This window comes from Bacillus sp. TE8-1 (assembly GCF_008368855.1).
Classification (GTDB): Bacteria; Bacillota; Bacilli; order Bacillales; family Bacillaceae_G; genus Bacillus_A; species Bacillus_A cereus.
The window spans coordinates 443367-468693 of sequence record NZ_QPET01000014.1 but is presented as its reverse complement, the minus strand read 5'-3'; the positions used below and the strand labels follow the sequence as shown (position 1 = coordinate 468693).

The window sequence follows — 25327 nt, the reverse complement described above, 5'->3', positions numbered from 1 at the left end:
TGACTGTTTTGTCTTACATTATTTTAGTGAGATGTTAAACGTTTGTGGCTCTTTTACAACATCTTGTGTTTCTGAATCTCCTGCAAGTAAATCATCAGTTGTAAACTGAATATCCTTTACCTTGTCTTTTCCATCGTCAAGTATTAAACCAATAATACCATCTCTTATTTCACCAGGCTTATAGTCTTCTCTTGATACATTTTTTGTACCAACTAACGTATCTTCGTCATATAAAAAGTTTTGAGTGGCTACTTTAAAATGTTGCTTACCATTAATCATAACATCATTCATAGAGAAAAATTGCATATTTTTATTTCCGCTATTCTCCACTTTATATGTAATCTCAACGTAACGAATTGTATTACTAATCTCTGTTCCACTTAGCGATGCATATAATTCTGCATCTTCTTGGCTTACTTTATCCCCTAATCTACGTTTTACTTCTTCAGGAGTTAGTGCCGTATATACTTTCAATGTATTTTTTGCCTTTTCACTCATTTGTGATAAAGAGATTACTTTCACATCTTGTACGTGAATTTTCATTGGCGCTACTTCAAATGTTTGATTCACAGAATGCATCTGCTCTAACTTGAAAGTACCCCATCCTGTTTCTTTCACTTTTTGTCCTACTTTTTTCAGCTCACGCCCACCATATTCTTTCGTTTCAGGAATAGATTCTTTCTTCTTCGGTTCAGCTTTCTTTTCTTCTTGATGGAAGCAACCACTTAACATAAGAAGAAAACTACATAAAACAAAAATACTTTTCCATGCTTTCATCATTTCATTTCTCCTAACGCTATCATTCATGAATATAAAATTAGTCCCTTGCTTTGTAAACTATAGAAACAATGACAATTCCACAAAATGAACTTGTCAATCCAGATACTATTATACCTCCAATTTGGAAAATATGAAAATAGGGATCTAGGAACGCATGCACGATAAATATAAAAGCTGTCACAATGATTATCGAAACCCAATACTTTCTTTTTTCTAAAGCTACAATCATATCTTTCCCTGTTTCATCTTTATACTTCCATAGTACGTATAATAGCAATAATAAGCCAACACATGTACTCCCATGTTGCATATATTTATACAATGGAATACTGCGTAATTCAATTTGTAACAATGCTATTTTCATAACGAAATAGCCTGTATTATGAGTAAATGCATCCCAAACAACATGCGTGAGCATACCGAATAATGCAGAATAGCAAAATACAAAGAATTCTTTCCAGGTATGTAGCCCCCACCTCTCATCTATTGCATATGAATAATAACCAGCAAACGGTTTAGGCAAATGCGTTATAAACGGCTTTTTTAAAATGTAATGATATATGTATGCGATTAGAAATACAAGCGGTAAATTTAAATATAAGAACCCAAGCCATGTATGGCCAATAACACCATAGGGTCTAAAGTGCAAAAAATATTCAAAGTCAGGCGCCATACTACCTAATATAAGAGCCGTTACTGAAATATGTTTAGAATGCTTTTTCGCAAAAGGAAGAACTGCTGCTGGATGTGCAAATGTAAACGGCATACTTTAACTCCTTCTCACATTTTCAATAGAATACCATATATCATAACGAGAGAATGGATCTCCATGCAATATTTATTTTCACATTGGAATATGATAGTTTAAATGATATAATCCACATAAAATATTCAGAAAACAAGAAGGGATTCAGTTGTCATTAACACTTGTATTTGCTGCCTTTTTAAATTCAAAATCCGTTATGAATTGAGGTTTATATATTGATTGACGTACCCTTTTTACAAAATGTCACATTAAAAAAAGAAAATATCCCTAGTTTTTCCGCATATCCTTACTGCTTACCCGCTATTCGAACATTACAATCACTAGCTTTCCATCCAAATGTAACATTCATTATTGGAGAAAACGGAACAGGTAAATCAACATTACTTGAAGGAATTGCAATTGCGTTAGGTTTTAACGCAGAAGGTGGAACGAAGAACTTCCGCTTTAGCACAAACGATTCCCATTCATCTTTACATGAATACCTTCGCATTTCAAAAAGTTTCAATACACCAAACGACGGTTTCTTTCTTCGCGCTGAATCATTTTATAACGTTGCTTCTTATATTGATGAAATAGATGCTGATAGAGAAGCACGTGGGAATCCGGTTATCAACTCTTATGGTGGTATCTCACTACACAAACAATCACACGGTGAATCATTCTTCTCATTATTTATGAACCGTTTTTCAGGACAAGGTTTATACATTTTAGATGAGCCTGAGGCAGCTTTATCACCAATGAGACAACTTTCCATGCTCATTCGAATGCACGAACTAGCTGAACAAGGTTCACAATTTGTTATCGCGACGCATTCTCCTATTTTAATGGCTTATCCTGAATCCACTATATATTCTTTAACACAAGAGGGAATTCACGAATCCACATTAGAAGAAACTGAGCATTACCAAACGACGAAACTTTTCTTTGAAAATCGCGATCGATTATTCCATCATCTATTTGAGTCGTAAAAAAAGAAGCAGCAATAGCTGCTTCTTTTTTATAGTGCTTCTATAAATAAGGCAACCCCGATACCGCCACCGACGCATAAAGAGGCAATTCCTTTTTCTAACCCACGTCTTTTTAATTCGTGAATTAAACTTACTGTAATACGAGCCCCTGTACAACCAATTGGATGCCCAAGTCCTACGCCACTACCGTTTACGTTCACTTTTTCACGGTCTAAGCCTAACTCTTTCTCTACAGCTAAATATTGAGCCGCGAAAGCTTCATTAATTTCAAGTAAATCTGCATCTTCCAATGACCAATCTACTTTTTCTAAACCTTTACGAATTGCTGGTGCTGGTCCAATACCCATAATTTTTGGATCTACTCCAGCTACTGAATATCCAACAATTCTAGCTAACGGTTGTAAACCTTTTTCTTTCGCTTTTTCTTCGCTCATTAATACTAGAACTGCACTCCCGTCATTAAGGCCAGATGCATTTCCAGCAGTCACTGATCCATCTTTACGGAATGCCGGCTTCAATCCAGCTAATTTTTCAGCTGTAATATCTGCACGTGGATGTTCATCCTTCGAAAATACAACTTCTTTTCTACGCTCTTTTATTGTAATAGGAACAATTTGATCGTCAAAGTATCCAGACTCGATTGCCTTCAGTGCCAATGTATGACTGCGAAGAGCAACTTCATCTTGTTCCTCTCTTGTAATTTCATATTGTTCAACTAAATTTTCCGCTGTTTCACCCATCATAATATGGTGAATCGGATCTTCTAACACTTCCCACACCGTATCACGAATTTCTCCGTGCTGTAGACGTTGTCCCCAGCGGTGCTGTTTCAATGCATAAGGGCTCGAACTCATCGCTTCTACCCCACCTGCAACAACAACATCACTTACACCTAATTGGATTTGCATTGCAGCTGACATAATTGCTTGCATACCTGAAGAACATTGACGTTGGATTGTATATCCCGTAACTGTGTCAGGAAATCCTGCCGCTAATGCAGCTGTTCTCGCCGTATTTGCTTCATCAGTTCTTTGAATACAATGACCTAAAATTACTTCATCAACTTCATGTGGTTCTACCCCGCCTCGTTTTACAGCTTCCTGAAGTACAGGAACAGCTAATTCTACTGGCGTTACATTTTTTAGCGCTCCTCCAAAAGTTCCAATTGGCGAACGAACTGCAGCTGTAATAACAACATTATGCATTTTGCACTTGCCCCTCTCTTATGTACCCTAGTCAGTTTTTAGGTGAAATTCCATAAGATGTATATCTATAACTATCATACTATAAACATACTAAAAAATCAAAATATTTAATATAATAAAAATAGAAGGAATTAACCTTCTATTCTGTCAGCGCATATAAAAACTTTTGTAAAATTTTCTCTGTCGTTTCATTCAATTTTGGCAACTTATCTACTGGAAAATATTGAAGTTTTAACCCTTCATGATCGAGCTTTAATTCCCCGCTCACATGATGTGCCTGATACAGATGAATAACATTGAAAATTTCATCGCCATTCGGATAACGGAAATATACTTCTTTTCCAGATAGAACACCAAGAAATTGCATTATTTTTGCAGTTAACCCCGTTTCCTCAAATAACTCTCTACGTGCAGTTTCTTCTGTCGTTTCGCCCAGTTCCATCGCCCCACCAGGTACACCCCAATCATATGTATCTGAACGATATTGAAGCAATACTTCTTGATTATCGTTTAATATAATAATTGCTGATCCTACGAGAATAAGCGGCCTTGTACCAACGACTTTTCGTAACTCTTCAATATACCCCATATGTAAATTCCCCTTTCCCTAACCTCCCTTATCATAACAAAATTTTGCTCTTTTTGTTCATGTAATTTTAAAGAAAAAAAGAAGCTTTCGCCTCCTTTTTTTCACCTTTATTTCTTAAAACTTTCATATTTTACAGCTTCAAAAGCTTCCTCAATTTCATCATTACGATAATGGACATATGTAAAACGCCCCAATTCTACTAATCTTGCTATTTCCTGTAACGCTTTATGCTGCTCATATGTTTCTTTCAGCTTAATATGTACATAAAACTTCATTAACGGATGTTCATATAAAGGTTCTCCCACCTCTACATATACATCTTCCACCCCTTGTACAACTCTTACATAACTCGCAAATTGATAAAGTGCTTCTCTGTCTGAAACGATTTTTAATGTATACATATATTCTCCCCCTTTCCTTTACTATATCAAAAAGATGATCACACTACGTTATAGAACTATGAAATTTTTTCGACTTGTCATCTATATATTCAATAAAGAAGGCGTTTATCCATACATGACATCTTTTTCCCACATATATTATAGGAAGAACTTTTTTCATTTGAGGTGTTCCTTATGGATCCATACGTCAATATATGTATTTGTATTACTCCCGGCGCCGATATTTCTGATGACCGCATCGCAAAAGATTTAGCTGTTGCAGAATCAATTTGGCACCCCATTACATTTCAAATTCAAGAAGTAATTGTATTAAATGAACTTTTCCGTTTTTTTGACCGTGAAATCAGTTATAAAAATTCCATTCAAAGTCAAGAAAAGCTGGCATCCTTTTTCCAAACATGTGTAAATGAAGCTCCTGAATGCGACCTTTATATTTGTTATATTGGCAGTGATTATTTCAAAGAAACAGCAGTAATTGCCTGCGCTTACTCTTTAGCAAAACAGCAACAACTTACAGGATATATCGTTTTAACAAACTCAGCTGCTCCTATGAAAAATATATATACGCTCGCTCACGAAATCGGTCATATCTTATTTACAAGACGTATTCACGGAAAACTTACTCATGCAGATCCTCATTCCCCAACTGGCTCGGAGCACCATCCTTCTCCAACCAATCTTATGTATCCGATAGTCCCTCGTCCAGAAAACGTTCATATTCATTCCTTATTAACAGCAGAACAAAAAGCGCTCTCTTTACAAAGCTCTTTATTACAAAGAAAAAAACAGTAACCCTCATGTTACTGTTTAAAACGACTTATTCCAATCAACAAACCAAATCCCGGCTGCTAGAAATAAAAATAGACAACTAAATGTAAATGTAATCCCTCTAAAAATCCCTATATAATATTTCTTTGGAAATAATTTTTGGTGTATCCAGAGCAGCCCTTTTCCAATAAAACCGAAGAACAGAATATAACCCGATGTGTCATCTAATAAAGTATCGAAATAGTCATCATGTACCTTTTTCAAAAAGGTAGTATAGAGCCCAAAAATCGTTAAACCTAAAAACACAATAGACAATATACCTAGAAATATACTTTGCATATTCGTTCCCCCCTTGATAAAAAATTCAGTTCGTTCACTTCACTATTAGTATAAAACTAGCTTACAGTTTTTTCCTCTTCATTTTTAAAAGACCATCTCATTAATACATATAAACTTCCGTACAGAAGTAAAGGCTCTAACATTCCCCAATATGGGTTTTGCTTCCCTAATTCTTTAAATACAAACATAATTAATAACGGTATGATAACAGCTAATATTCCAATCCATCCAAGTATGTACGCTTCACCAATTAGCAGTACTAATAAGATTATTCCAGCTAGTATATAACTTTGCATTGTAGTTAATTGCAATACAGGTGTCCCGTACCATTTATTCATAAACATTAATAACACTAATAATAAAATAGGTATCATTACTATTACATAAATAATTCCAAACTCTACTAATTTACTTTTAAAAGAAGACATTCTAAACGCAAAAACCGTTCCAATAATTGTAATAATTAAAACGATAGGATAACCAATTAACTGTACATTTGTTAACGTAAATTGTTGATTCGAATTTCCAAATAAAATATTGGTTAGTAACCAATACCCACCAATACCAATAATCATTCCTAAAACACTCTTTATACTTCCGCTTTTATCCTTCTCCATCTCTTTCGCTAATTCTTCCGCATACTCTTTTGGTGAGTCACCAAATATGTCCCTTACCGTCTTTCCCTTTTTTTCACCTTCTATTAAATGAAGTTCTGCATCTTCTAGAAAGGCGTTCACCTCTTCTTCTTTAATCCCTTTTGTTATTAAATATACTTTCGTATCGATTAAAAACTTTTCTCCTTCTTTAGAAACATTCATTATAACCCCTCCCTTATTTAACCATTTCTCTTCTATTCGTCTTCATCATAATTTCAAGGAAAATTAAAATAAACAAACTTCCGTATAAACATATAATTTGAAATAGCATTGGCATAAGATCTTCCGATGTAAATGTTTTAAACAGTAACATAATAGAAAGTGGAATGATTAAATATAAGTTTTTAAACCATCCTTCAAAATATATATTTATCGCTACTGTGATCATAAAAATCCCACCAGCTACTATATAACTTTGGACTTCGGTGAATGTGAGCATTTTTGTAGGATATATCACATCTAATATCGTAACAGCTCCTAATAAAAACAATGGAGCAATCATAACTAAAGACCACATGGAAAACCATGTTTTTGTAAAGCTTGTGACGAAGGTCATTTTGCGAAGTAGAAAATTAGGACCTATAACAACTAAAATCAATGAAAAACTGTAACCGATACACTGAATAAGTGAAATCTGTAACATTCCATGATTCACTATTAAGATAGAAGCAATAATCCAAAACGATACGATATTCATTACTGTAAAACCAATTTGCTTCCACGTTTCCTGTCTATCTCTTTCCATTACTTTGACAAGTTCATTTGCATATTCTTTCGGTGAGCTTCCGAAAATATCTTCTACACTTTTCCCATCACTCTCCCCCTCAATTAAATGGAGTTCCGCATCTTCTATAAAATTTTCAATATCGCTTTCTTTCACACTCTTTGCCGTCAAAAATAATCTCATATCTAACAAAAACTTTCGCGCTTCACTTGATAGCATTATTTTCTCCTTCCCTTCCCTTCAAGTAGACGTTCTACACTACTTTGCATCGTTTCCCAGCGATCCATAAATTCATCAAGTGCTTCCTCGCCTTTTTCTGTTAATGTATAATATTTTCTCTTTGGACCAGATGGAGATTCCTTCATTACGCTTGTTATTAGTCCTTCTTTTTGCATTCGTATTAATAACGGATAAATACTTCCCTCACTCGCCATTGTAAAACCATACTTCGCTAGCTTTTCACTCATTTCATAACCGTATATTTCGCCTTCAGAAATAATAGCAAGTAAGCATCCTTCTAAAATCCCTTTCAGCATTTGACTTGTCGACATAATTCAAATCCTCCTACTATCTTGCTTTACAAGATAGATAAGCGTAAGTATCTTGCTTTACAAAATAGTATAGCAAAGACTATTTTGCAAAACAAGATAGCTAACGATATTTTTTCCAAATGTTTGCAGGAATTTCATTATAGCTTCTCTAAATAGAGCACTATGAAAACTTTATTATGAAGGGATGTTTTTCATCATGGTTACAAATCGAGTTGTCTTTTTAACAGGTGCTGCAAGTGGCATTGGTTATGAAATGGGAAAGGCTTTTGCAAAAGAAGATGCAAAAGTTGTGATTACCGATCGGCTTGAAGAACGCGCAAAAGAAGCTGCTGAACAATTACAAAATGAAGGTTTTCAAGCTATCGGTTTAAAATGTGACGTTACATCTGAAGAGGAAATTACAGCAGCAATTTCTCAAACAGTTGATCATTTCGGTTCATTACATATATTAATTAACAACGCAGGAATGCAACACGTTTCACCCATTGAAGACTTTCCAACTGAAAAGTTCGAGCTACTAATTCAAATTATGCAAATTGCTCCGTTTATTGCAATTAAGCATGCCTTTCCGATTATGAAACAACAAAAATATGGTCGTATTATTAATATCGCTTCTATTAACGGCCTTGTCGGGTTTGCTGGAAAAGCTGCCTACAATAGTGCAAAACATGGCGTAATTGGATTAACAAAAGTTGCCGCTTTAGAAGGTGCTACGCATGGTATTACTGTTAATGCCCTTTGCCCTGGTTATGTTGATACCCCCCTTGTACGTAATCAACTACAAGACTTAGCTACTACACGAAATGTACCACTTGAAAATGTTTTAGAAGATGTTATTTATCCACTCGTTCCACAAAAGCGCTTATTACAAGTACAAGAAATTGCAGATTATGCGATGTTTTTAGCGAGTGAAAAAGCTAAAGGTATAACTGGTCAAGCTGTCGTTATCGATGGTGGTTATACCGCTCAATAAAAATAAAGTTTGCTCAAGAAGAGCAAACTTTATTTTTTATCCCGAGGATCTTCGTACTTTAGTAATTGCCGCGGGAGCTTCTCAATTGCAACAATTACCCCCTCTAATTTACTTTCAATACGGTGGAGTAAATATAATGTTACAACAATTGGAAACCCTACATTACCTATCATCTTGATCCACTCTTCCACCCTCTTCCCCTCCTTTCATTATATAAGTAAGAGAAAACACTGCATTTAGGCATAAAAAAACAAGCTATTATGTATTAGCTTGTTTTTCAAATAATGATGCAATTTCTCGTTTATAGTCCCCGCGTATAATACCTTTCTCAGTAATAATTCCTGTAATTAATTCATTCGGCGTTATGTCAAATGCTGGATTATAAACATCCGTTCCAATTGGTGCTACTTGTTTTCCAAAGATTTTCGTAACTTCTGTTTCATCTCTTTCTTCAATAATAATTTCGGCTCCAGTTTCTTTCGTAACATCAAATGTTGACAGTGGCGCAGCAACGTAAAATGGGATATTAAAGTACTTTGCTAAAATAGCTAAATTCATTGTCCCTATTTTATTGGCTGTATCTCCATTTGCGACAATTCGATCCGCCCCCACAATAATTGCGTTTATTTCTTTCGTTTGAATAGCATGAGCTGCAGTATTATCTGTTATAAGGGTCACATCAATATTTGCTTGCTTCAATTCCCACGTCGTTAAGCGACCACCTTGTAAAACTGGTCTCGTTTCACACGCATATGCATGTAAACGCACACCTTTCTCTTTTCCAATATAAAAGGGAGCTAATGCAGTTCCATATCTGGCAGTTGCGATACTTCCAGCGTTACAGATTGTTAAAATATTATCGCCATCTTTAAAACATGTTAACGCATATTCCCCAATATTTCGACACACCTCTTCATCTTCCTGTTGAATGCGAAGCGCTTCTTCTTCTAATATTTTTTGTGCTTCTTTTATTGTAGTAATCTCTCGAATAGATTCTCTCATACGATCAATTGCCCAAAATAAATTTACTGCCGTTGGGCGTGATGTCCCTAAATAGTTACAGTCTCTATTAAACTTCTTTTGAAATTCTTCGATATGTAAAGTATTATATTTTTTCGCTGCAAGCGCCAAGCCAAATGCAGCTACAATTCCAATTGCAGGCGCTCCACGTACTTCTAACATTATGATACTTTTCCAAACCCCTTCAATAGTCGTTAATGTTTTGTATTCTGTGCTATGTGGCAATTTCGTTTGATTTAATACTGCAATTGCATCACCTTTCCAACTTACAGATCTCGGAACAGTAACAATTGTACTCATGCTTTTACACCCCTTGAAACTGTCTGTTGAAATAATGTTCGAAACAGTTGAATATCAGCACTTTTAGATTCATATTTTATTAGTTCTTTACCTAAGGATAGCGCTTGTTTCTTAGCTTGAATTCTTGTTTCTTTATTTTCTATTTCATCTAAATCTGCTACATGAGCTAAACCAATTGTTCTACGAATCAGTTCACATCCGGCAAATCCAACTGCATCAGTAAAGATATTTTGCAAAATAATTGGTAACCATTGTTTTTCTTTCGTATATGCTTCTACACCTTCCCCAATCCATAACTTTGTAAAAGTCTCTACAAAATAACTCCACGTCTTTTCTATATGAAAAAATAGTACACTTCTCTTTTCTTCTTCTCTAGATAAAGCATTTAATAATAGATTTGCAATAAATTGACCTATATCAAATCCAAATGGGCCATATGTCGCAAATTCTGGATCAATCACTTTCGTTTCAGAAGGTGACGAAAAAATACTACCAGTATGTAAATCACCATGAATAAGAGTTTCTTTTCTTGTTAAGAACTTATATTTATATTGTGCTACTTTTAGTTTTAAAGTTTTATCACTCCAAAGTTCATCAACCACGAGCTGTAAATCTGGCTCATAATCATTTGTATCATAATGCCCAAAAGGATCTGTAAACACTAAATCCTCTGTAATTTTACATAGGTCCGGATTTACAAAGGTACCTTCTAGTATCCTCTTCTCTTCTGACTGTAAACCAAAATCTGAAGTGTAAAATAAAACATGTGCTAGAAAACGACCAATATGCTGGGATAAAAGCGGATATTCTTCTCCGTCTATTAATCCTTTTCTTGTAATTGTTAGTCTTGATAAGTCTTCTATTACCGTTATCGCTAACTCTTCATCATGACTGTACACTACTGGAACATAATCCGGTACATACTGCGCAAAAATTTGTAATGCCTTGCTTTCAATCGTTGCTCTTTTTATAGACAATGGCCAGCTTTCACCAACTACTTTAGCATAAGGCAGTGCTTGTTTTATTATAATGGATTTCTCTCCATCATCTAATTTGAACACGTAATTTAAGTTTCCATCTCCAATTTCATGACAAATGACATTTGCCTTCTCTTCAAAATAACCATGATCTTTCGCATATTGTACAGCTGTTATTTCTGTTAATAAATAATATCCCATCGTCTTCTCCCCCTTTTTAAATTCAGAGGTTTTTCTAACACAGAAAAACCTCTTTCCACTAAGAAAGAGGTTTGAAGTTTATCTTCTCCCCTCTTATCTGCCAGAAAGTTTTACTTTCTGCTGGAATTAGCACCGTGCCTTTTGGCGTAATAAACGCCCCATTTCACAATGGTATTACGGTCGGTTGCTGGGCTTCATCGGGCCAAATCCCTCCACCTGCTCTTGATAAGAGTTGTATAATTTTTTGAATTTTTAACTTTATGTTGATGACTATACCAAGAATAAAAATCAATTGTCAACATTTTATTTGTATAATTCTGGACGACGATCCGCAAAAACTGGAATTCCTTTTCGTACTTCTCTAATTTTCTCGAATACAAGCTCTCCAAATAAAATTGATTCCTCTTCATTCGCCTCTACTACAACTTCACCCCAAGGATCCACAATTAAAGAATGACCTGCAAACACATTATTCGGATCCTTTCCTGCTCTATTACACGCAACAACATAACACTGATTTTCAACTGCTCTTGCTTGCAATAGCAAACGCCAATGTGCTAAACGAACTAATGGCCATTCTGCTACAACAAATAATACTTTTGCCCCTTTAGCAGTATGAACACGCATCCACTCTGGAAAACGAATATCATAACAAATTGTTCCAGCGCATTCAACATCATCTAGCTTAAATTCGCCTGTACCATTACCAGCTATTAAATATTTATGTTCATCCATAAGCTGAAATAAATGTACTTTACTATATTCGTTGACTAACTGTCCTTCATTATTTACAACATACATCGTATTTGTAACGCCTTGCTCTGTTTGCTTTGCTATGGACCCACCAACAATATGTACATCATATTGCTTCGCCCATTCTATTAACTTTTCTTTCGTTTCCACTCCATCCCTATCTGCAATTTCAGAAAGTCTCGTTAAATCATATCCTGTTGTCCATAGTTCTGGTAAGACGATAACATCTGGCCTTTCCTTCATAGCTTCACTTATTTTATTTTTAGCATTCTCAATATTTTTTTCTACATCTCCAAAAACAATATCCATTTGAATACATGCGACTTTCATTTTTTCAGCCCCATTCTTATTTTTCTCTTTACAAAATACTGGAAAGATTATATCATTTGTCACTAGAATTGTAACAACTTTCAAAAGAGGTGGAAAGTATGAAATTATTTCAACCTTCTGAGATAGTAACATCATTGCCAACACAATTTTTCGCTTCACTTGTTGCAAAAGTTAACAAAGTCGTTGCAGCTGGTCACGATGTTATTAATCTAGGTCAAGGTAATCCAGATCAACCAACACCGCAGCATATCGTAAAAGCTTTACAAGATGCTGCCGAAAAGACCATTCATCATAAATATCCGCCATTTCGCGGACATGAAAGCTTAAAGGAAGCCGTGGCTACATTCTATAAACGTGAATACGGCGTGGAATTAAACCCAAAAACTGAAATTGCTATTTTGTTTGGAGGGAAGGCTGGACTAGTAGAATTACCGATTTGTTTTACAAATCTCGGTGATACGATTCTCGTTCCGGATCCAGGTTATCCTGATTATTTATCCGGGGTTGCTTTAGCAAAAGCACACTTTGAAACAATGCCGCTTATTGCAGAAAATAACTTTTTACCAGATTATACGAACATTGATGACTCTATTGCAGAGCGTGCAAAATTAATGTTTTTAAACTATCCAAATAATCCTACCGGTGCTACTGCATCAAAAGATTTTTTTGATGCAACCATTCACTTTGCTAATAAACATAATATATTAGTTGTTCACGATTTTGCTTATGGCGCTATCGGATTTGATGGTCAAAAACCTGTTAGTTTCTTGCAAGCAGATGGTGCGAAAGATATAGGAATTGAAATTTACACATTATCAAAAACTTTCAATATGGCTGGCTGGCGCATCGCTTTTGCTGTAGGGAATGAAAGTGTGATTGAAACAATTAACCTATTACAAGATCATATGTATGTTAGTATATTCGGTGCAGTTCAAGATGCTGCTCGAGAAGCGCTATTAAGTTCACAGTCTTGTGTAATAGACCTTGTAAATAGTTACGAATCTCGAAGAAACGCTCTTATTTCAGCCTGTCACTCAATTGGTTGGAATGTAGACATTCCAACAGGATCATTCTTTGCATGGCTTCCCGTTCCAAAAGGATATACCTCTGAGCAATTTTCTAATATTTTACTAGAAAAAGCACATGTCGCAGTTGCTCCTGGTGTTGGATTTGGTGAGCATGGAGAAGGGTATGTCCGTGTTGGTCTCTTGCATACAGAAGATAGATTACGAGAAGCCATTCATCGAATTGATAAATTAAATTTTTTCAAAAAGTAATTGACAACACGAAAAATATCTGACAAAATTCAGTTATCTTAAAAATTTAAACATTTCTAAATACTTCTTATCAAGAGCAGGTGGAGGGACGAGCCCGACGAAACCCGGCAACCGATCTACAATTGTAGACACGGTGCTAATTCTCGCAGCATTACGCTGACAGATAAGGAGCTGGTTGTAAAAAAACCTCTCCTTAGCTGAGAGGTTTTTTTATTTAACTAGGAGGTTATAACAATGAGCGGAATTATAGCGACGTATTTAATCCATGATGATTCACATAACTTAGAAAAAAAAGCTGAGCAAATTGCACTCGGTTTAACAATTGGCTCTTGGACTCATTTGCCACACTTATTGCAAGAACAATTAAAGCAGCATAAAGGCAACGTCATTCATGTTGAGGAATTAGCTGAACATGAACATACCAATTCGTATTTACGTAAAAAAGTAAAACGCGGAATTATTAAAATCGAATATCCGCTATTAAACTTCAGTCCAGATTTACCAGCGATTTTAACGACTACATTTGGAAAGCTATCACTTGATGGCGAAGTAAAACTAATTGACTTAACTTTTTCAGACGAGTTAAAAAAACATTTTCCTGGTCCAAAATTCGGGATAGATGGTATTCGAAATCTTTTACAAGTGCATGATCGTCCCCTTTTAATGAGTATTTTTAAAGGAATGATTGGACGAAACATTGGGTATTTAAAAACGCAATTACGCGATCAAGCAATTGGTGGTGTAGATATAGTAAAAGATGATGAAATATTATTTAAAAATGCATTAACACCCCTTACGAAACGCATTGTATCTGGAAAAGAAGTTTTACAATCTGTCTACGAAACATACGGTCATAAAACGTTATATGCCGTAAATTTAACAGGGCGAACTTTTGATTTAAAAGAAAATGCGAAACGTGCAGTGCAAGCTGGAGCTGATATTCTATTATTTAACGTATTTGCTTACGGACTAGATGTACTACAATCACTTGCAGAAGATGATGAAATCCCAGTTCCTATTATGGCACATCCTGCTGTAAGTGGTGCTTATTCAGCATCCAAGTTATATGGAGTTTCATCTCCATTATTACTTGGAAAGCTACTACGTTATGCTGGGGCTGACTTTTCATTATTCCCATCTCCATACGGAAGTGTTGCGCTAGAAAAAGAGGAGGCTCTTGCTATCTCAAAATATTTAACTGAAGACGATGCATTTTTCAAGAAGAGCTTTTCTGTTCCGTCTGCTGGTATTCATCCTGGTTTCGTTCCCTTTATTGTACGAGATTTCGGTAAAGATGTTGTTATTAATGCTGGCGGCGGGATACACGGACATCCAAATGGAGCGCAAGGCGGCGGTAAAGCTTTTCGTACTGCAATTGATGCTACTTTGCAAAATAAACCACTCCATGAAGTAGACGACATAAATTTGCATAGTGCACTACAAATATGGGGAAATCCCTCTTATGAGGTGAAATTATGAGTATTCAAGTATTTTGTGATTTCGATGGCACGATTACAAATAATGATAACATTATGTCCATTATGGAAAAATTCGCACCACCAGAAGCCGAAGAAGTAAAGAATAAAATTTTATCACAAGAACTATCCATTCAAGAAGGTGTTTCTCAATTATTTCAATTAATACCTACTAATCTGCACGATGATATTATTCAATTTTTAATAGAAACTGCTGAAATCCGTAGTGGTTTTCATGAGTTTATACAATTCGTAAAGGAAAATAACATTTCTTTTTACGTGATATCAGGTGGAATGGATTTCTTCGTCTATCCACTCTTACAAGGAATCATTCCAAAAGAGCAAATTTATTGTAATGAAACAGACTTTTCAGCAGAGTTTATTACAGTTAAATGGCCTCATTCTTGTGATGATCATTGTCAAAATCATTGCGGATTATGTAAATCATCATTAATCCGTAAATTAAGTGATACAGATGACTTTCATATTGTAATTGGAGATTCTATTACTGATTTACAAGCCGCGAAACAAGCTGATAAAGTATTCGCTCGCGATTTTCTTATTACAAAGTGTGAAGAAAATCATATTGCTTATACACCGTTTGAAACATTTCAAGATGTGCAAGCTGAATTAAAACTTTTGTTGGAGGTGAAGGCATGAAACAACTTTTTCGTCAATGGTATGACTTAAGCGAGATAAAAAAAGAGTTAACAACACGAAATTGGTTCCCAGCAACAAGTGGTAATATTTCTATAAAGGTTAGTCATGAACCACTTACTTTTCTTATTACGGCAAGCGGTAAAGATAAAACAAAAACCACTCCAGATGATTTTCTATTAGTAGATCATGTAGGAGTTCCCGTTTTAGAGACTGAATTACGTCCTTCAGCAGAAACAATATTGCATACACACATTTATAACAATACGAATGCCGGTTGCGTACTTCATGTTCATACAACCGATAATAATGTCATCACAAATTTATATAGTGATGCAGTCACCCTTCAAAATCAAGAAATTATTAAAGCACTCGATATTTGGGAAGAAGGTGCAACAATTCACATTCCTATTATCGAAAACCATGCCCATATCCCAACGCTTGGAGAAAACTTCCGAAAGCATATACAAGGAGATTCGGGTGCAGTATTAATCCGTAACCACGGTATTACTGTATGGGGCCGAGATAGCTTTGATGCAAAGAAGAGATTAGAAGCTTATGAGTTTTTATTCCAATTTCATATAAAACTATTATCAATTCAGGGAGGCGTTTCTAATGGCGCAAATTCGTATTCATGAAGTAAATACTCGTATTGAAAATGAAGTGGAAGTATCTAAATTTCTACAAGAGGAAGGCGTTTTATATGAGAAATGGAATATTTCTAAACTTCCTACTCATTTAAATGAAAATTATTCGTTAACAGATGAAAACAAAGCTGAAATATTAGCTATTTTTTCAAAAGAAATCGCTGATGTTTCAGCACGCCGTGGTTATAAAGCACATGATGTAATTTCACTTTCAAATAGCACCCCTAACCTTGACGAATTATTAATTAATTTCCAAAAGGAACACCATCATACAGATGACGAAGTTCGCTTTATCGTCAGTGGTCATGGCATTTTCGCTATTGAAGGTAAAGATGGGAAATTCTTTGATGTTGAACTTGAGCCAGGCGATTTAATATCTGTTCCTGAAAATGCAAGACATTATTTTACCTTGCAAGATGATCGCCAAGTTGTAGCTATTCGTATTTTTGTGACAACTGAAGGCTGGGTTCCAATCTATTAAGGTAGTTAGTTGAATAAAAGGACTTGGACCCCCTTTTCCAAACTTTTATTCACTCTATATATATACATCCTCCTATGGAACAGGCTTATTTCATTTTGAAATAAGCCTGATTTTTTATTTACTTGAAAGTACCATTTCATCACAAATTTAACACCTTGATTTTTCAAGTGCATTTTTCGAACATTTTTTGAACATTTATTGAATTTTTTCTGAAAATTCTGTTTTATGTGTGATATACTACAATTAACTAAGAAGGAAAATAATATCGCAAACAGAGGGAGATAATCATGAGCTTACTTATCGCACTTATACTTGGAGTTACATGTGGAGCATTTCCTGTTATTTTAGGAGCTATTATGGAAGAGTTAGAAATTGGTGTTTTAGGATTTGTCGCATCTTGTGTAAGCGCTTTATTATTTGGTTTATTCGGCGCTATTCCTGTTTCAATTCTGTGTGCTTTTTATATAATACGCCATGCTCGTACAAAACAATTTGGTCCTAATCACATCGCACAAATTATCCCGTTCCCGGTTGAACGATGCCGCCGGGCTTCTAACTTATAATTATAAAAATTAAAGATGACTAAATAAATAAAAGTCCTCATTTGAGGACTTTTATTTATTTTCTTCTAGAAATTGAAACAATTCTTGTAGATGTAGGGCATCTTCACCATAGCTAATAGATACATAAAATATGCCGTCAATCTCAGCTTGCATATAAAGATCCACTCCATCACGATCATATTTCAATGCTAAATAAAACTCCATTTCTTCTAACATCTTTTTTGAGGTTCGAATTACATAATGCCCCTTCTCATCTCTTCCATATTCAAATTCTGGTTCAAAATCATATTTTTGTTTAAAAGCTTCTTTTTGTTTTTCATTAATTTGCATACAAGTAGCTCGCTGTACAGTATCAATCATCTCATCAAACTTTTGAAGGTCCACCTCGTTTACCCCCTTATATATTTTTTATATAGTACTTGTGTTCCACTATTTTCTTCGCCATCCTTAATTAACTCTTCATACAATTCTTTCGCCAAACTTAAGCCTGGGACTGGTAATTGTAATTTTTCTGCTTCCTCTAAAGCAATTTTCATATCTTTCATAAAATGCTTTACATAAAATCCTGGCTCAAAGTCTCCTTTTAACATTCGAGGAGCTAAATTACTTAATGACCAGCTACCTGCTGCCCCTGTTGAAATACTCTCTAACACTTTATCTGGATTCAGTCCAGCCTTCTTCGCGTAAGCAACAGCTTCACATACTCCAATCATATTGGAAGCAATCGCAATTTGATTGCACATTTTTGTATGTTGTCCACTCCCAGCTGGTCCTTGTAATTGAATGTTTGTTCCTAACTTTTCAAGTAAAGGTAAGCATCTATCATATATTTCTTTCTCCCCACCTACCATAATTGCGAGTTTTGCCTCTTTCGCACCAACATCTCCTCCTGAGACAGGTGCATCTAACGTATATATATTTTTGCTTTTTGCAACTTCATTAATCCGTTTTGCTAAAGTAGGTGTAGATGTCGTAAAGTCAATTGCTATCGTACCTTCTTTTGCATGTTCTATAATTCCTTCTATACCAAAATACACTTCTTCTACATCATGTGGATATCCAACCATTGTCATTACAATATCAACTTGCTTCACTAACTCTTTTGGCGTATTACACCAATTTGCACCATCTTGCACTAAAGAATCTGTTTTTGCTTTCGTTCTATTATATACATATACTTTATGACCATCTTGCATTAAGTGATAAACCATACTTTTTCCCATTACGCCAATCCCAATGAAACCTATTGATAAAGTTTTATGTTCCATTTTCTCATCCCCTTTGTTCTAATAAATCATTTACCATCTTTCGGAACTCTTTATTAAAGTCATCATCCATACTATTTTTCACATTTGAAAATAAAATAACAAAAGTTCCTTTTTCTTTATTAAAATTATTGAAAGTGTTCCAACCAGATAATACACCATGATTATGAAAATAATCTGGATATATATAAAAACTAAATGCATATTTCCGTTCTGCTGAAGGTGAAAACATTGCTTGTATACTTTGTTCAGAAAGAAGTTTTCCATTTATAATTGCTTCGTCTAATTTCTTCATATCTCCAACTGTCGTATACATCTCACCACAACCATATAGCCAATCCATGCCTAACTTCTGCGCTGGTACAAGCTCTTGATCTTTTTTCACATAACCCTTTGTAAAATTTTTATCTCCAGGTACCATATTCCCCATACCGGATTCATGCATATCTGCTTTTACAAATATGTTTTCTTTTATGTAATCTCCTAAAGGTTTTTTCGATATATGTTCTATTATATAAGCAAGCACCATATAATTATAATCTGTATATCTCCAACCTGTTCCTGCAGGAAATTCTAAATTTTGACGTCCAATCCAATTAATTAATTGTAAGCGGGAAGCCGCATTAATATTGCCTTTTGCGTGTTCAGGTAAACCAGAGGTATGCGTTAATAAATGATATAGCGTAATATTTTTATTCTCCGGAAATGAAGGAATATATTTATTTACATTATCTTGAATATTCAATTTCCCTTGTTCTTGCAGCTGTAAAATAGATGTGGCAACGACTGTTTTCGTAATAGAACCGATACGATATTTTGTTTGAGGTGTATTTTCTATTTTATTTTGAACATCAGCATACCCATATCCTTTATTCAATATAACATGCTCTTTATCTGTTACCAAAACTGTTCCATTGAATTGCTTTCCGACTAAATATTGATCTAATTTTTGAGATATGCTAGCATAATCAATTTGTTGCTCTTCTTTTTCTTCTATATTCCCTTGTACTTCCGATTCAATAGTAGGATTCACTTTAGTTGTTAATACAGTGTTTTCCTTTATATTGGGGCTAACAAGAAAATAGTATACTCCGCCGCCAACTATAGCAGACAGTGAAGCCACCACCATTACTTTTTTTATCATATTGATCCTCCATAATTCCTTCGCTAAAAATTGTCCCCCTATTCTATTATCAAACAATAAAAAAAAATCGCAACAATTTGTTGCGAAAAATCACATTTTTTCTTTTCTATACACACATACTTGATTCTTTCCATTTTTTTTCGCTTCATATAATGCAATATCCGCTCGTTGCATTAATTCTTCTCTTGTAGTTCCTTGTTCATATAACGCAACTCCAAAGCTAGCTGTTAACTTCGAAATTCCAGTGAATTGCTTTGTTTCAATGAAGAATCGTAATGATTCCGCAACTTGAAATGCTTCCTTTTCTACTGTATTTGTCACTAATATAATGAATTCTTCCCCTCCCCATCTTGCAAATACATGTTGCTGCTCCACTTTAGATTTCATAAGCTCTGCAAGTTGTATTAATGCCAAATCGCCAAAATCATGACCATATGTGTCATTAACTGTTTTAAAATTATCTATATCAAATAAAATAATTGCTATTTTCTCATCATTACGTATTATCTTTTCCCATTCTACCTCTAGTATTTGTTGAAACTTTAAACGATTATAAATCTCTGTCAATGAATCTATCATAGCAAGTCTTTCTTGTTCTTGATAGATTTCATCTAATTCTGTAATTTCCGTGCACTTTACAATAAATCTTGATAAATCTTCTGGCAATGGTGTCGCACGTAATAGAAAAGTAGATACTGCCCCTTCATAATTTGACATCTTAATTCTTCTACCGCTTGATAAAGTATCGTCTAGCCATGTTATATCATGCGTCGTCGAGTAGTATCCATTTTCTCTAATAAAATGTTCAGCAAATACTAAATGTTGCTCGCGATAGGCAAACAAATTTTCATATCCGAAAAACGTTAAAAAATTTGTATTACAATCAACAATTTCATCATCTTCTACTATAAATAATAAATCATTTTGAAAATCAAACATCGTTTGAAGCAGTTCCTGTTGTAAACTAACTTGCCTTACCAAAGAAAGTTGATACAAACTCTTATTCACTTCTTCTAACACTGCTTGCGGAGTTACAGGGGCTATTACAATATTACGTATTCCTAATGCAAGTACATCTGTAAATTCTTTTGTTATTTGTTGATCCCAAATGACAATGAATGTACTTTGCGAGGTATACATATTCTTTATATATTTTATTTGAGAATAATCTGTTACATACATAATTATAATGTGCGGTTTCGTTCTTTGAAATAATAGTTCGCCCTCTTCAAAACTATTTGCTATAAACATACATTTTGGATGGATATTTTCTATCGTTTGTTGATGTTTACATCCATTTTCTATATAAAGGACATTTAACTGCAGATCTTGTAACACATTTTGGAAAACCGTATTCTCTAATAAAAAATGTAGTATGTTCATCACTAGTCTTCACTCACTTCATATATCTTGTTCTACTGAATTCCTCACAAATATTTTTAAAAGACTGTTCTCCAATAAACTTTAATTTGTGAGAAATACATATTAACAAGCTAATTGAGAATGTTATCTTCCCTTTTCACTCTATAAATTCCTTTTTTAGTGTATGATTATAGGAATTATATCGTTTGTATGAATGCCCTAGCTTATTTCTTAAAACTTGACAATTAAAATAAAGATATTATATTCTTAAATTCGATAACTTACAAAATGTAAGTAATATACATTACGTTTTCCCGATAATTTTATATACAATTTGGAGGATATATTATGACAAACGACAACTTTTTTAACGTTCTATATGAACGCACATCTACACGTGCATTCAACCCAAATAAAGAAATCTCATCTACAGAATTACATGAGATTTTAAAAGCAGCAGCACAAGCACCTTCCGCTTGGAACTTACAACACTGGAAATTCCTTGTTTTTCAAGGTGAAGATGTACAAAAACGATTACATCCAATAGCTTATAACCAACAACAAATTCTTGATGCTTCTGCAGTAGTCGCTATTTTAGGTGATTTAGAAGCTTATAAAAATGTTGAGCCAGTATATGGTCCAATTGTAGAACAAGGATTTATGAAAGAAGAAGCAAAAGAACGCTTAGCTAAAAATATTGAATCTGCATATGCTCGTGAACAATTCCCAAGAGATGCTGCCTTTTCAAATGCATCTTTAGCAGCAATGCAACTTATGCTTGCAGCTAAAGCAACTGGTTGGGATACTTGTGCTATTGGTGGCTTCAATCCACAAGCACTGACAGACGAATTTAACGTTTCATCTCGTTACGTTCCAATTATGCTTATTACAATTGGTGAATCAACTTTAAAAGGCCACCCTGCACCTCGCATGAGCGTAGAGCAAGTGAGCGAGTGGGCAAAATAATAAAAAACGAAGGCAACTACATTGCCTTCGTTTTTTTTATTCCCTGTCATACTTTTGTAATATTACTACAAATCATTCGACATTTATACTTATGGAAAAGTATATTCTATTCCCTTCTCATAAATAAACGTGACGTTTCGTGTCGAATTTTGTTAAGGTCTTGAAATATACCCGTGTGTTTTTGTTACAATTGTGATACAATGATAACAAATAGATAACAAGAGAGGGATTTTCATTGAGTTCATACGGAAGCTTTATCGCACTTTTATGTTACATAGTAACTGTACTGCTTCTATATTTTATTGGTGATGCCGCAAACATCTCCATTTTACAATTTCCAAAAGAAGAAGCATTCCAATTAGAATCAGAAAAACATACTGCACGATCCATTGTACCACTACTCCTAGCTCTTCCTGTATATATCATCGTTTTATATAAAAGTAAAAAAGTGTAAAGGCTACCCATTTCATTTATTTCGGTGGTTTTTACATTTTTTTGTTATATTCTCCTTATTTTAAACATCATTCCATACTAAACACCCAGCTAGTCATTTAAAATGAGAAAATCCCCTAGAAAAAATTCCACTCTCTGTCCAGTCACTAACTACTGAACTTACATAGATTATAAGTGTGAAGGGGGTGATGAGGATTATGTTTGGATCATTTGGATGCTGTGATAACTTTAGAGAATGTCATCATCATGAAAGAGAGCGCGACCATCGCGAGAAAGAGAGAGAGAGAGAGGTTAGACCACAACAACCAGCTGTATGTAACGTACTTGCTAACATTTCAGTTGGAACAGAACTTTCTCTTTTAAGCATTAGAGGTAACGGCACATTCAACAATGTTATTTTTGAAGGTTTCGCTAACGGTGTTGCTCTTTTCTCTGCTTTAGCTCGTAATGACAAAGACAACAAAGATAACAATAAAGACGATAAGAACAATCAAAATCGAAATACTTTTACTGGTATTTTACGTGTATGCCCAACTGATATCGTTGCAATCGCTATCTAATTCTGTCTCTTATCCTCGATAGTAAGCAAATAAGATTTACTTTTCTCATAGAAAAAACCTGAGACCGATTTCAAATCGACTCAGGTTTTTTTATTAATTATATGCTTTTAACTAGTTCAACAACTTCTTCAGCAGTTGACATCATTAATGCTTTTTCTGCTAATGTTTCCATTTCTGCTTTTGACAACTTGCTTAGCTGTGTTCTTGCAGGAAGAATAGATGTTGCACTCATACTGAACTCATCTAAACCTAATCCTAATAATAATGGGATAGCAAGTGAATCGCCCGCCATCTCACCACACATACCAGCCCATTTGCCTTCTTTATGAGCAGCATCGATAACCATTTTTACAAGACGTAAAATAGATGGGTTATATGGTTGGTATAAGTATGATACTTGTTCGTTCATACGGTCTGCAGCCATTGTGTATTGGATTAAATCATTTGTTCCGATAGAGAAGAAGTCAACTTCTTTCGCGAATTGATCTGCTAATACTGCTGAAGCTGGGATTTCAACCATCATACCAACTTCAATAGAATCAGAAACAGTTGTACCCGCTTCTACAAGTTTCGCTTTCTCTTCTAATAAAATCGCTTTCGCTTGACGGAACTCATCAAGAGTTGCAATCATTGGGAACATAATTTTTAAGTTACCGTATACGCTAGCACGAAGTAATGCACGAAGTTGTGTACGGAACACATCTTGCTCATCAAGACATAAGCGAATTGCACGGTATCCTAAGAATGGGTTCATTTCTTTTGGTAAATGTAAGTATGGAAGCTCTTTATCTCCACCGATGTCAAGTGTACGAACAACGACTGGTTGACCTTCTTTTACACCTTCAAGAACTGCTTTATACGCTTCGAACTGCTCTTCTTCTGTTGGAAGATTGTCACGGCCCATGTATAAGAATTCTGTACGGTATAAGCCAACGCCTTCTCCGCCATTATCGATAATACCTTGTACATCATTTGGTGTTCCGATATTTGCAACAAGCTCAACGTGATGTCCGTCACTTGTTACAGTAGCTTGGTCTTTTAATTTAGCCCATTCAGCTTTTTGCTCTTCAAATTTCGCTTTCTTTTCTTCAAACGAACGAAGAGTTTCTTCTGATGGGTTTACAATTACTTCTCCATCTAAACCGTCAATGATAACGATATCGCCGTTTTGGATTTTCTCCATAACAACTTTCGTACCAACAACAGCTGGAATTTCCATAGAACGAGCCATAATTGCAGAGTGAGATGTACGTCCACCGATATCAGTAGTGAAACCTTTTGCATACTTACGGTTTAATTGAGCTGTATCAGATGGTGTTAAATCTTCAGCAATGATGATTACCTCTTCAGAAATTGTACCAGGATTTGAGAAGTTAATTCCTAGTAAATGTGCAAGAACGCGTTTTGTTACGTCACGAATGTCCGCAGCACGTTCTTTCATATATTCGTTATCCATGTTTTCAAACATAGAAATAAACATTGATGCAACTTCATCCATTGCAAATTCAGCATTTACTTTTTCGCTATTTACTTTATCTTTTACTGGGTTTACTAGTTCTGGATCATTTAACACTAATAAATGTGCTTCAAAGATCGCAGCTTTGTCAGCACCTAGCTCAGCAAATGCGTGGTCCTTAATAGCTTCTAATTCAGTTTTTGCTTTCTCAAGCGCAGCGTCTAAGCGTGCAATTTCTGCAGCTTCGTTTGTAATTGATTTCTTTTCGATGTTAAATTCAGGATTTTCAAGTCTGAAAGCCTTTGCAATAGCAATCCCACTTGATGCAGCGATCCCTTGAATGTTAAGAGTCATTATTCTCCTAATCCTTCGTTTTTCATAGTTTCTTCGATAGCTGCTAGTGCTTGAGCTGCATCATCACCATTTGCAGTGATTTTAATTTCTGCGTTTTGTTGAATGCCTAAAGACATAACGCCCATGATTGATTTTAAGTTAACGTTTTTTCCGTTATACTCTAAGTTAATGTCAGAACCGAATTTGCTTGCAGTGTTTACAAGTAGAGTTGCTGGACGAGCATGAATTCCTGAGTCGCTAGTTACTTTAAAGATTTTTTCCATGATAATTTATCTCCTTTAAATTACAGTATTTTTTAGTTGTATAGACGTGAGTACTACATCATCTATTGTATATAATAGGCGATGTTCGGTCAACCACATCGCC

General features: G+C 34.9%; 31 protein-coding genes and 2 riboswitches. Of the genes, 12 read left to right on the top strand and 19 right to left on the bottom strand.

From position 1 onward, the window contains the following. Window positions 1–18: 18 nt before the first annotated feature. Both DN404_RS14350 and DN404_RS14345 read right to left on the bottom strand, forming a co-directional pair. The gene (locus tag DN404_RS14350; RefSeq protein ID WP_000973899.1) at window positions 19–780 is read right to left on the bottom strand and encodes a hypothetical protein; all 762 of its coding nucleotides are present in this window, start codon (window positions 778–780) and stop codon (window positions 19–21) included. A gap of 37 nt (window positions 781–817) precedes the next feature. Further along, a complete protein-coding gene (locus DN404_RS14345) occupies window positions 818–1546 on the bottom strand; it encodes a DUF4184 family protein (protein ID WP_001116855.1) in 729 nt (242 codons plus the stop codon). Between the two features lie 215 nt (window positions 1547–1761). Between DN404_RS14345 and DN404_RS14340 the strand changes: the two genes are divergently transcribed. Further along, window positions 1762–2514, top strand: a complete 753-nt coding sequence (locus DN404_RS14340) for an AAA family ATPase (protein WP_000567998.1) — start codon at window positions 1762–1764, stop codon at window positions 2512–2514. Window positions 2515–2543: 29 nt separating this feature from the next. Here the strand turns inward: DN404_RS14340 and DN404_RS14335 are convergent, their stop codons facing one another. The 3 genes from DN404_RS14335 to DN404_RS14325 form a co-directional block, all read right to left on the bottom strand. After that, window positions 2544–3719 (bottom strand): acetyl-CoA C-acetyltransferase, encoded by a 1176-nt coding sequence (locus DN404_RS14335; protein WP_000552078.1) that lies wholly within the window; start codon window positions 3717–3719, stop codon window positions 2544–2546. A gap of 139 nt (window positions 3720–3858) precedes the next feature. After that, window positions 3859–4308 carry an NUDIX hydrolase gene (locus DN404_RS14330; protein WP_000540529.1) on the bottom strand — a complete coding sequence of 150 codons (450 nt, stop codon included), beginning with the start codon at window positions 4306–4308 and terminating at the stop codon, window positions 3859–3861. A 107-nt stretch (window positions 4309–4415) separates the two neighbouring features. Continuing rightward, window positions 4416–4709: a DUF3928 family protein gene (locus tag DN404_RS14325; RefSeq protein WP_000288330.1), complete on the bottom strand. Its 294-nt coding sequence runs from the start codon at window positions 4707–4709 to the stop codon at window positions 4416–4418. A gap of 174 nt (window positions 4710–4883) precedes the next feature. Here DN404_RS14325 and DN404_RS14320 point away from each other — a divergent pair, with 174 nt between their 5' ends. Beyond that, complete coding sequence (locus DN404_RS14320; RefSeq protein WP_000371605.1) at window positions 4884–5501, top strand: ImmA/IrrE family metallo-endopeptidase; 618 nt, start codon at window positions 4884–4886, stop codon at window positions 5499–5501. Between the two features lie 15 nt (window positions 5502–5516). Here the strand turns inward: DN404_RS14320 and DN404_RS14315 are convergent, their stop codons facing one another. Genes DN404_RS14315 through DN404_RS14300 form a run of 4 tightly spaced genes read right to left on the bottom strand, consistent with a single transcriptional unit; the run spans window position 5517 to window position 7747 of the window. Next, window positions 5517–5816, bottom strand: a complete 300-nt coding sequence (locus DN404_RS14315) for a hypothetical protein (RefSeq protein ID WP_001190641.1) — start codon at window positions 5814–5816, stop codon at window positions 5517–5519. Between the two features lie 56 nt (window positions 5817–5872). Beyond that, window positions 5873–6634: a DUF1129 domain-containing protein gene (locus DN404_RS14310; protein WP_001103078.1), complete on the bottom strand. Its 762-nt coding sequence runs from the start codon at window positions 6632–6634 to the stop codon at window positions 5873–5875. Between the two features lie 13 nt (window positions 6635–6647). After that, on the bottom strand, window positions 6648–7415 hold the full coding sequence (locus DN404_RS14305) for a DUF1129 domain-containing protein (RefSeq protein WP_000952889.1): 768 nt from the start codon (window positions 7413–7415) through the stop codon (window positions 6648–6650). After that, a complete protein-coding gene (locus DN404_RS14300) occupies window positions 7415–7747 on the bottom strand; it encodes a PadR family transcriptional regulator (RefSeq protein WP_000107982.1) in 333 nt (110 codons plus the stop codon). Before DN404_RS14300 ends, DN404_RS14305 begins: the two co-directional genes overlap by 1 nt. Before the next feature lie 196 nt (window positions 7748–7943). On the opposite strand from DN404_RS14300, the gene DN404_RS14295 reads away from it, so the two are divergent. Next, window positions 7944–8720 carry a 3-hydroxybutyrate dehydrogenase gene (locus DN404_RS14295; protein ID WP_149215144.1) on the top strand — a complete coding sequence of 259 codons (777 nt, stop codon included), beginning with the start codon at window positions 7944–7946 and terminating at the stop codon, window positions 8718–8720. 29 nt (window positions 8721–8749) lie between these two features. On the opposite strand, the gene DN404_RS14290 is transcribed toward DN404_RS14295, so the two are convergent. The 4 genes from DN404_RS14290 to DN404_RS14275 form a co-directional block, all read right to left on the bottom strand. Beyond that, window positions 8750–8911: a YvrJ family protein gene (locus DN404_RS14290; RefSeq protein WP_000393336.1), complete on the bottom strand. Its 162-nt coding sequence runs from the start codon at window positions 8909–8911 to the stop codon at window positions 8750–8752. Between the two features lie 67 nt (window positions 8912–8978). Further along, the gene (gene mtnA, locus DN404_RS14285) at window positions 8979–10040 is read right to left on the bottom strand and encodes an S-methyl-5-thioribose-1-phosphate isomerase (RefSeq protein ID WP_000104624.1); all 1062 of its coding nucleotides are present in this window, start codon (window positions 10038–10040) and stop codon (window positions 8979–8981) included. Further along, window positions 10037–11218 carry an S-methyl-5-thioribose kinase gene (gene mtnK / locus DN404_RS14280; RefSeq protein WP_088361872.1) on the bottom strand — a complete coding sequence of 394 codons (1182 nt, stop codon included), beginning with the start codon at window positions 11216–11218 and terminating at the stop codon, window positions 10037–10039. The genes mtnA and mtnK overlap by 4 nt, the downstream gene beginning before the upstream one ends. A gap of 90 nt (window positions 11219–11308) precedes the next feature. Then, window positions 11309–11450: riboswitch (SAM riboswitch) on the bottom strand. 71 nt (window positions 11451–11521) lie between these two features. Then, window positions 11522–12385 carry a carbon-nitrogen family hydrolase gene (locus tag DN404_RS14275; RefSeq protein WP_016123295.1) on the bottom strand — a complete coding sequence of 288 codons (864 nt, stop codon included), beginning with the start codon at window positions 12383–12385 and terminating at the stop codon, window positions 11522–11524. Between the two features lie 14 nt (window positions 12386–12399). Here DN404_RS14275 and DN404_RS14270 point away from each other — a divergent pair, with 14 nt between their 5' ends. The 6 genes from DN404_RS14270 to DN404_RS14245 all read left to right on the top strand — a co-directional run bounded on the left by DN404_RS14270 (window position 12400) and on the right by DN404_RS14245 (window position 17401). Next, entirely contained in the window at window positions 12400–13578 is a 1179-nt protein-coding gene (locus DN404_RS14270; protein ID WP_149215143.1) for a pyridoxal phosphate-dependent aminotransferase, read from the top strand. Window positions 13579–13642: 64 nt separating this feature from the next. Then, window positions 13643–13748: riboswitch (SAM riboswitch) on the top strand. A gap of 64 nt (window positions 13749–13812) precedes the next feature. Continuing rightward, window positions 13813–15057 carry a 2,3-diketo-5-methylthiopentyl-1-phosphate enolase gene (mtnW, locus tag DN404_RS14265; RefSeq protein ID WP_149215142.1) on the top strand — a complete coding sequence of 415 codons (1245 nt, stop codon included), beginning with the start codon at window positions 13813–13815 and terminating at the stop codon, window positions 15055–15057. After that, on the top strand, window positions 15054–15713 hold the full coding sequence (locus DN404_RS14260) for a 2-hydroxy-3-keto-5-methylthiopentenyl-1-phosphate phosphatase (protein ID WP_000027461.1): 660 nt from the start codon (window positions 15054–15056) through the stop codon (window positions 15711–15713). The genes mtnW and DN404_RS14260 overlap by 4 nt, the downstream gene beginning before the upstream one ends. Beyond that, a complete protein-coding gene (locus tag DN404_RS14255) occupies window positions 15710–16348 on the top strand; it encodes a methylthioribulose 1-phosphate dehydratase (RefSeq protein ID WP_000811341.1) in 639 nt (212 codons plus the stop codon). Before DN404_RS14260 ends, DN404_RS14255 begins: the two co-directional genes overlap by 4 nt. Next, window positions 16326–16838, top strand: a complete 513-nt coding sequence (locus DN404_RS14250) for a 1,2-dihydroxy-3-keto-5-methylthiopentene dioxygenase (RefSeq protein ID WP_000057313.1) — start codon at window positions 16326–16328, stop codon at window positions 16836–16838. The genes DN404_RS14255 and DN404_RS14250 overlap by 23 nt, the downstream gene beginning before the upstream one ends. 287 nt (window positions 16839–17125) lie before the next feature. After that, window positions 17126–17401 (top strand): hypothetical protein, encoded by a 276-nt coding sequence (locus DN404_RS14245; RefSeq protein ID WP_000054659.1) that lies wholly within the window; start codon window positions 17126–17128, stop codon window positions 17399–17401. Between the two features lie 51 nt (window positions 17402–17452). Here DN404_RS14245 and DN404_RS14240 read toward each other — a convergent pair whose 3' ends face one another. From DN404_RS14240 to DN404_RS14225, 4 genes are all read right to left on the bottom strand, one after another. Continuing rightward, window positions 17453–17785, bottom strand: coding sequence for a DUF3909 family protein (locus DN404_RS14240; protein WP_000365620.1), 333 nt, complete (start codon window positions 17783–17785; stop codon window positions 17453–17455). Between the two features lie 5 nt (window positions 17786–17790). Continuing rightward, the gene (locus tag DN404_RS14235) at window positions 17791–18669 is read right to left on the bottom strand and encodes an NAD(P)-dependent oxidoreductase (protein WP_000400431.1); all 879 of its coding nucleotides are present in this window, start codon (window positions 18667–18669) and stop codon (window positions 17791–17793) included. 4 nt (window positions 18670–18673) lie between these two features. Further along, complete coding sequence (locus DN404_RS14230; RefSeq protein WP_000592910.1) at window positions 18674–19810, bottom strand: serine hydrolase; 1137 nt, start codon at window positions 19808–19810, stop codon at window positions 18674–18676. A 90-nt stretch (window positions 19811–19900) separates the two neighbouring features. Further along, window positions 19901–21193 (bottom strand): GGDEF domain-containing protein, encoded by a 1293-nt coding sequence (locus DN404_RS14225; protein ID WP_149215198.1) that lies wholly within the window; start codon window positions 21191–21193, stop codon window positions 19901–19903. 327 nt (window positions 21194–21520) lie between these two features. On the opposite strand from DN404_RS14225, the gene DN404_RS14220 reads away from it, so the two are divergent. The 3 genes from DN404_RS14220 (at window position 21521) to DN404_RS14210 (ending at window position 23151) form a co-directional block, all read left to right on the top strand. Beyond that, complete coding sequence (locus DN404_RS14220; RefSeq protein WP_000180387.1) at window positions 21521–22138, top strand: nitroreductase family protein; 618 nt, start codon at window positions 21521–21523, stop codon at window positions 22136–22138. Between the two features lie 235 nt (window positions 22139–22373). Further along, window positions 22374–22592, top strand: a complete 219-nt coding sequence (locus DN404_RS14215; protein WP_000100485.1) for a hypothetical protein — start codon at window positions 22374–22376, stop codon at window positions 22590–22592. Window positions 22593–22788: 196 nt separating this feature from the next. Continuing rightward, window positions 22789–23151 carry a DUF3915 domain-containing protein gene (locus tag DN404_RS14210; protein WP_000468040.1) on the top strand — a complete coding sequence of 121 codons (363 nt, stop codon included), beginning with the start codon at window positions 22789–22791 and terminating at the stop codon, window positions 23149–23151. A gap of 97 nt (window positions 23152–23248) precedes the next feature. Here DN404_RS14210 and ptsP read toward each other — a convergent pair whose 3' ends face one another. Continuing rightward, on the bottom strand, window positions 23249–24961 hold the full coding sequence (gene ptsP / locus DN404_RS14205; RefSeq protein ID WP_000174207.1) for a phosphoenolpyruvate--protein phosphotransferase: 1713 nt from the start codon (window positions 24959–24961) through the stop codon (window positions 23249–23251). Next, window positions 24961–25224 (bottom strand): phosphocarrier protein HPr, encoded by a 264-nt coding sequence (gene ptsH / locus DN404_RS14200; RefSeq protein WP_000411080.1) that lies wholly within the window; start codon window positions 25222–25224, stop codon window positions 24961–24963. The genes ptsP and ptsH overlap by 1 nt, the downstream gene beginning before the upstream one ends. Window positions 25225–25327 lie beyond the last annotated feature (103 nt).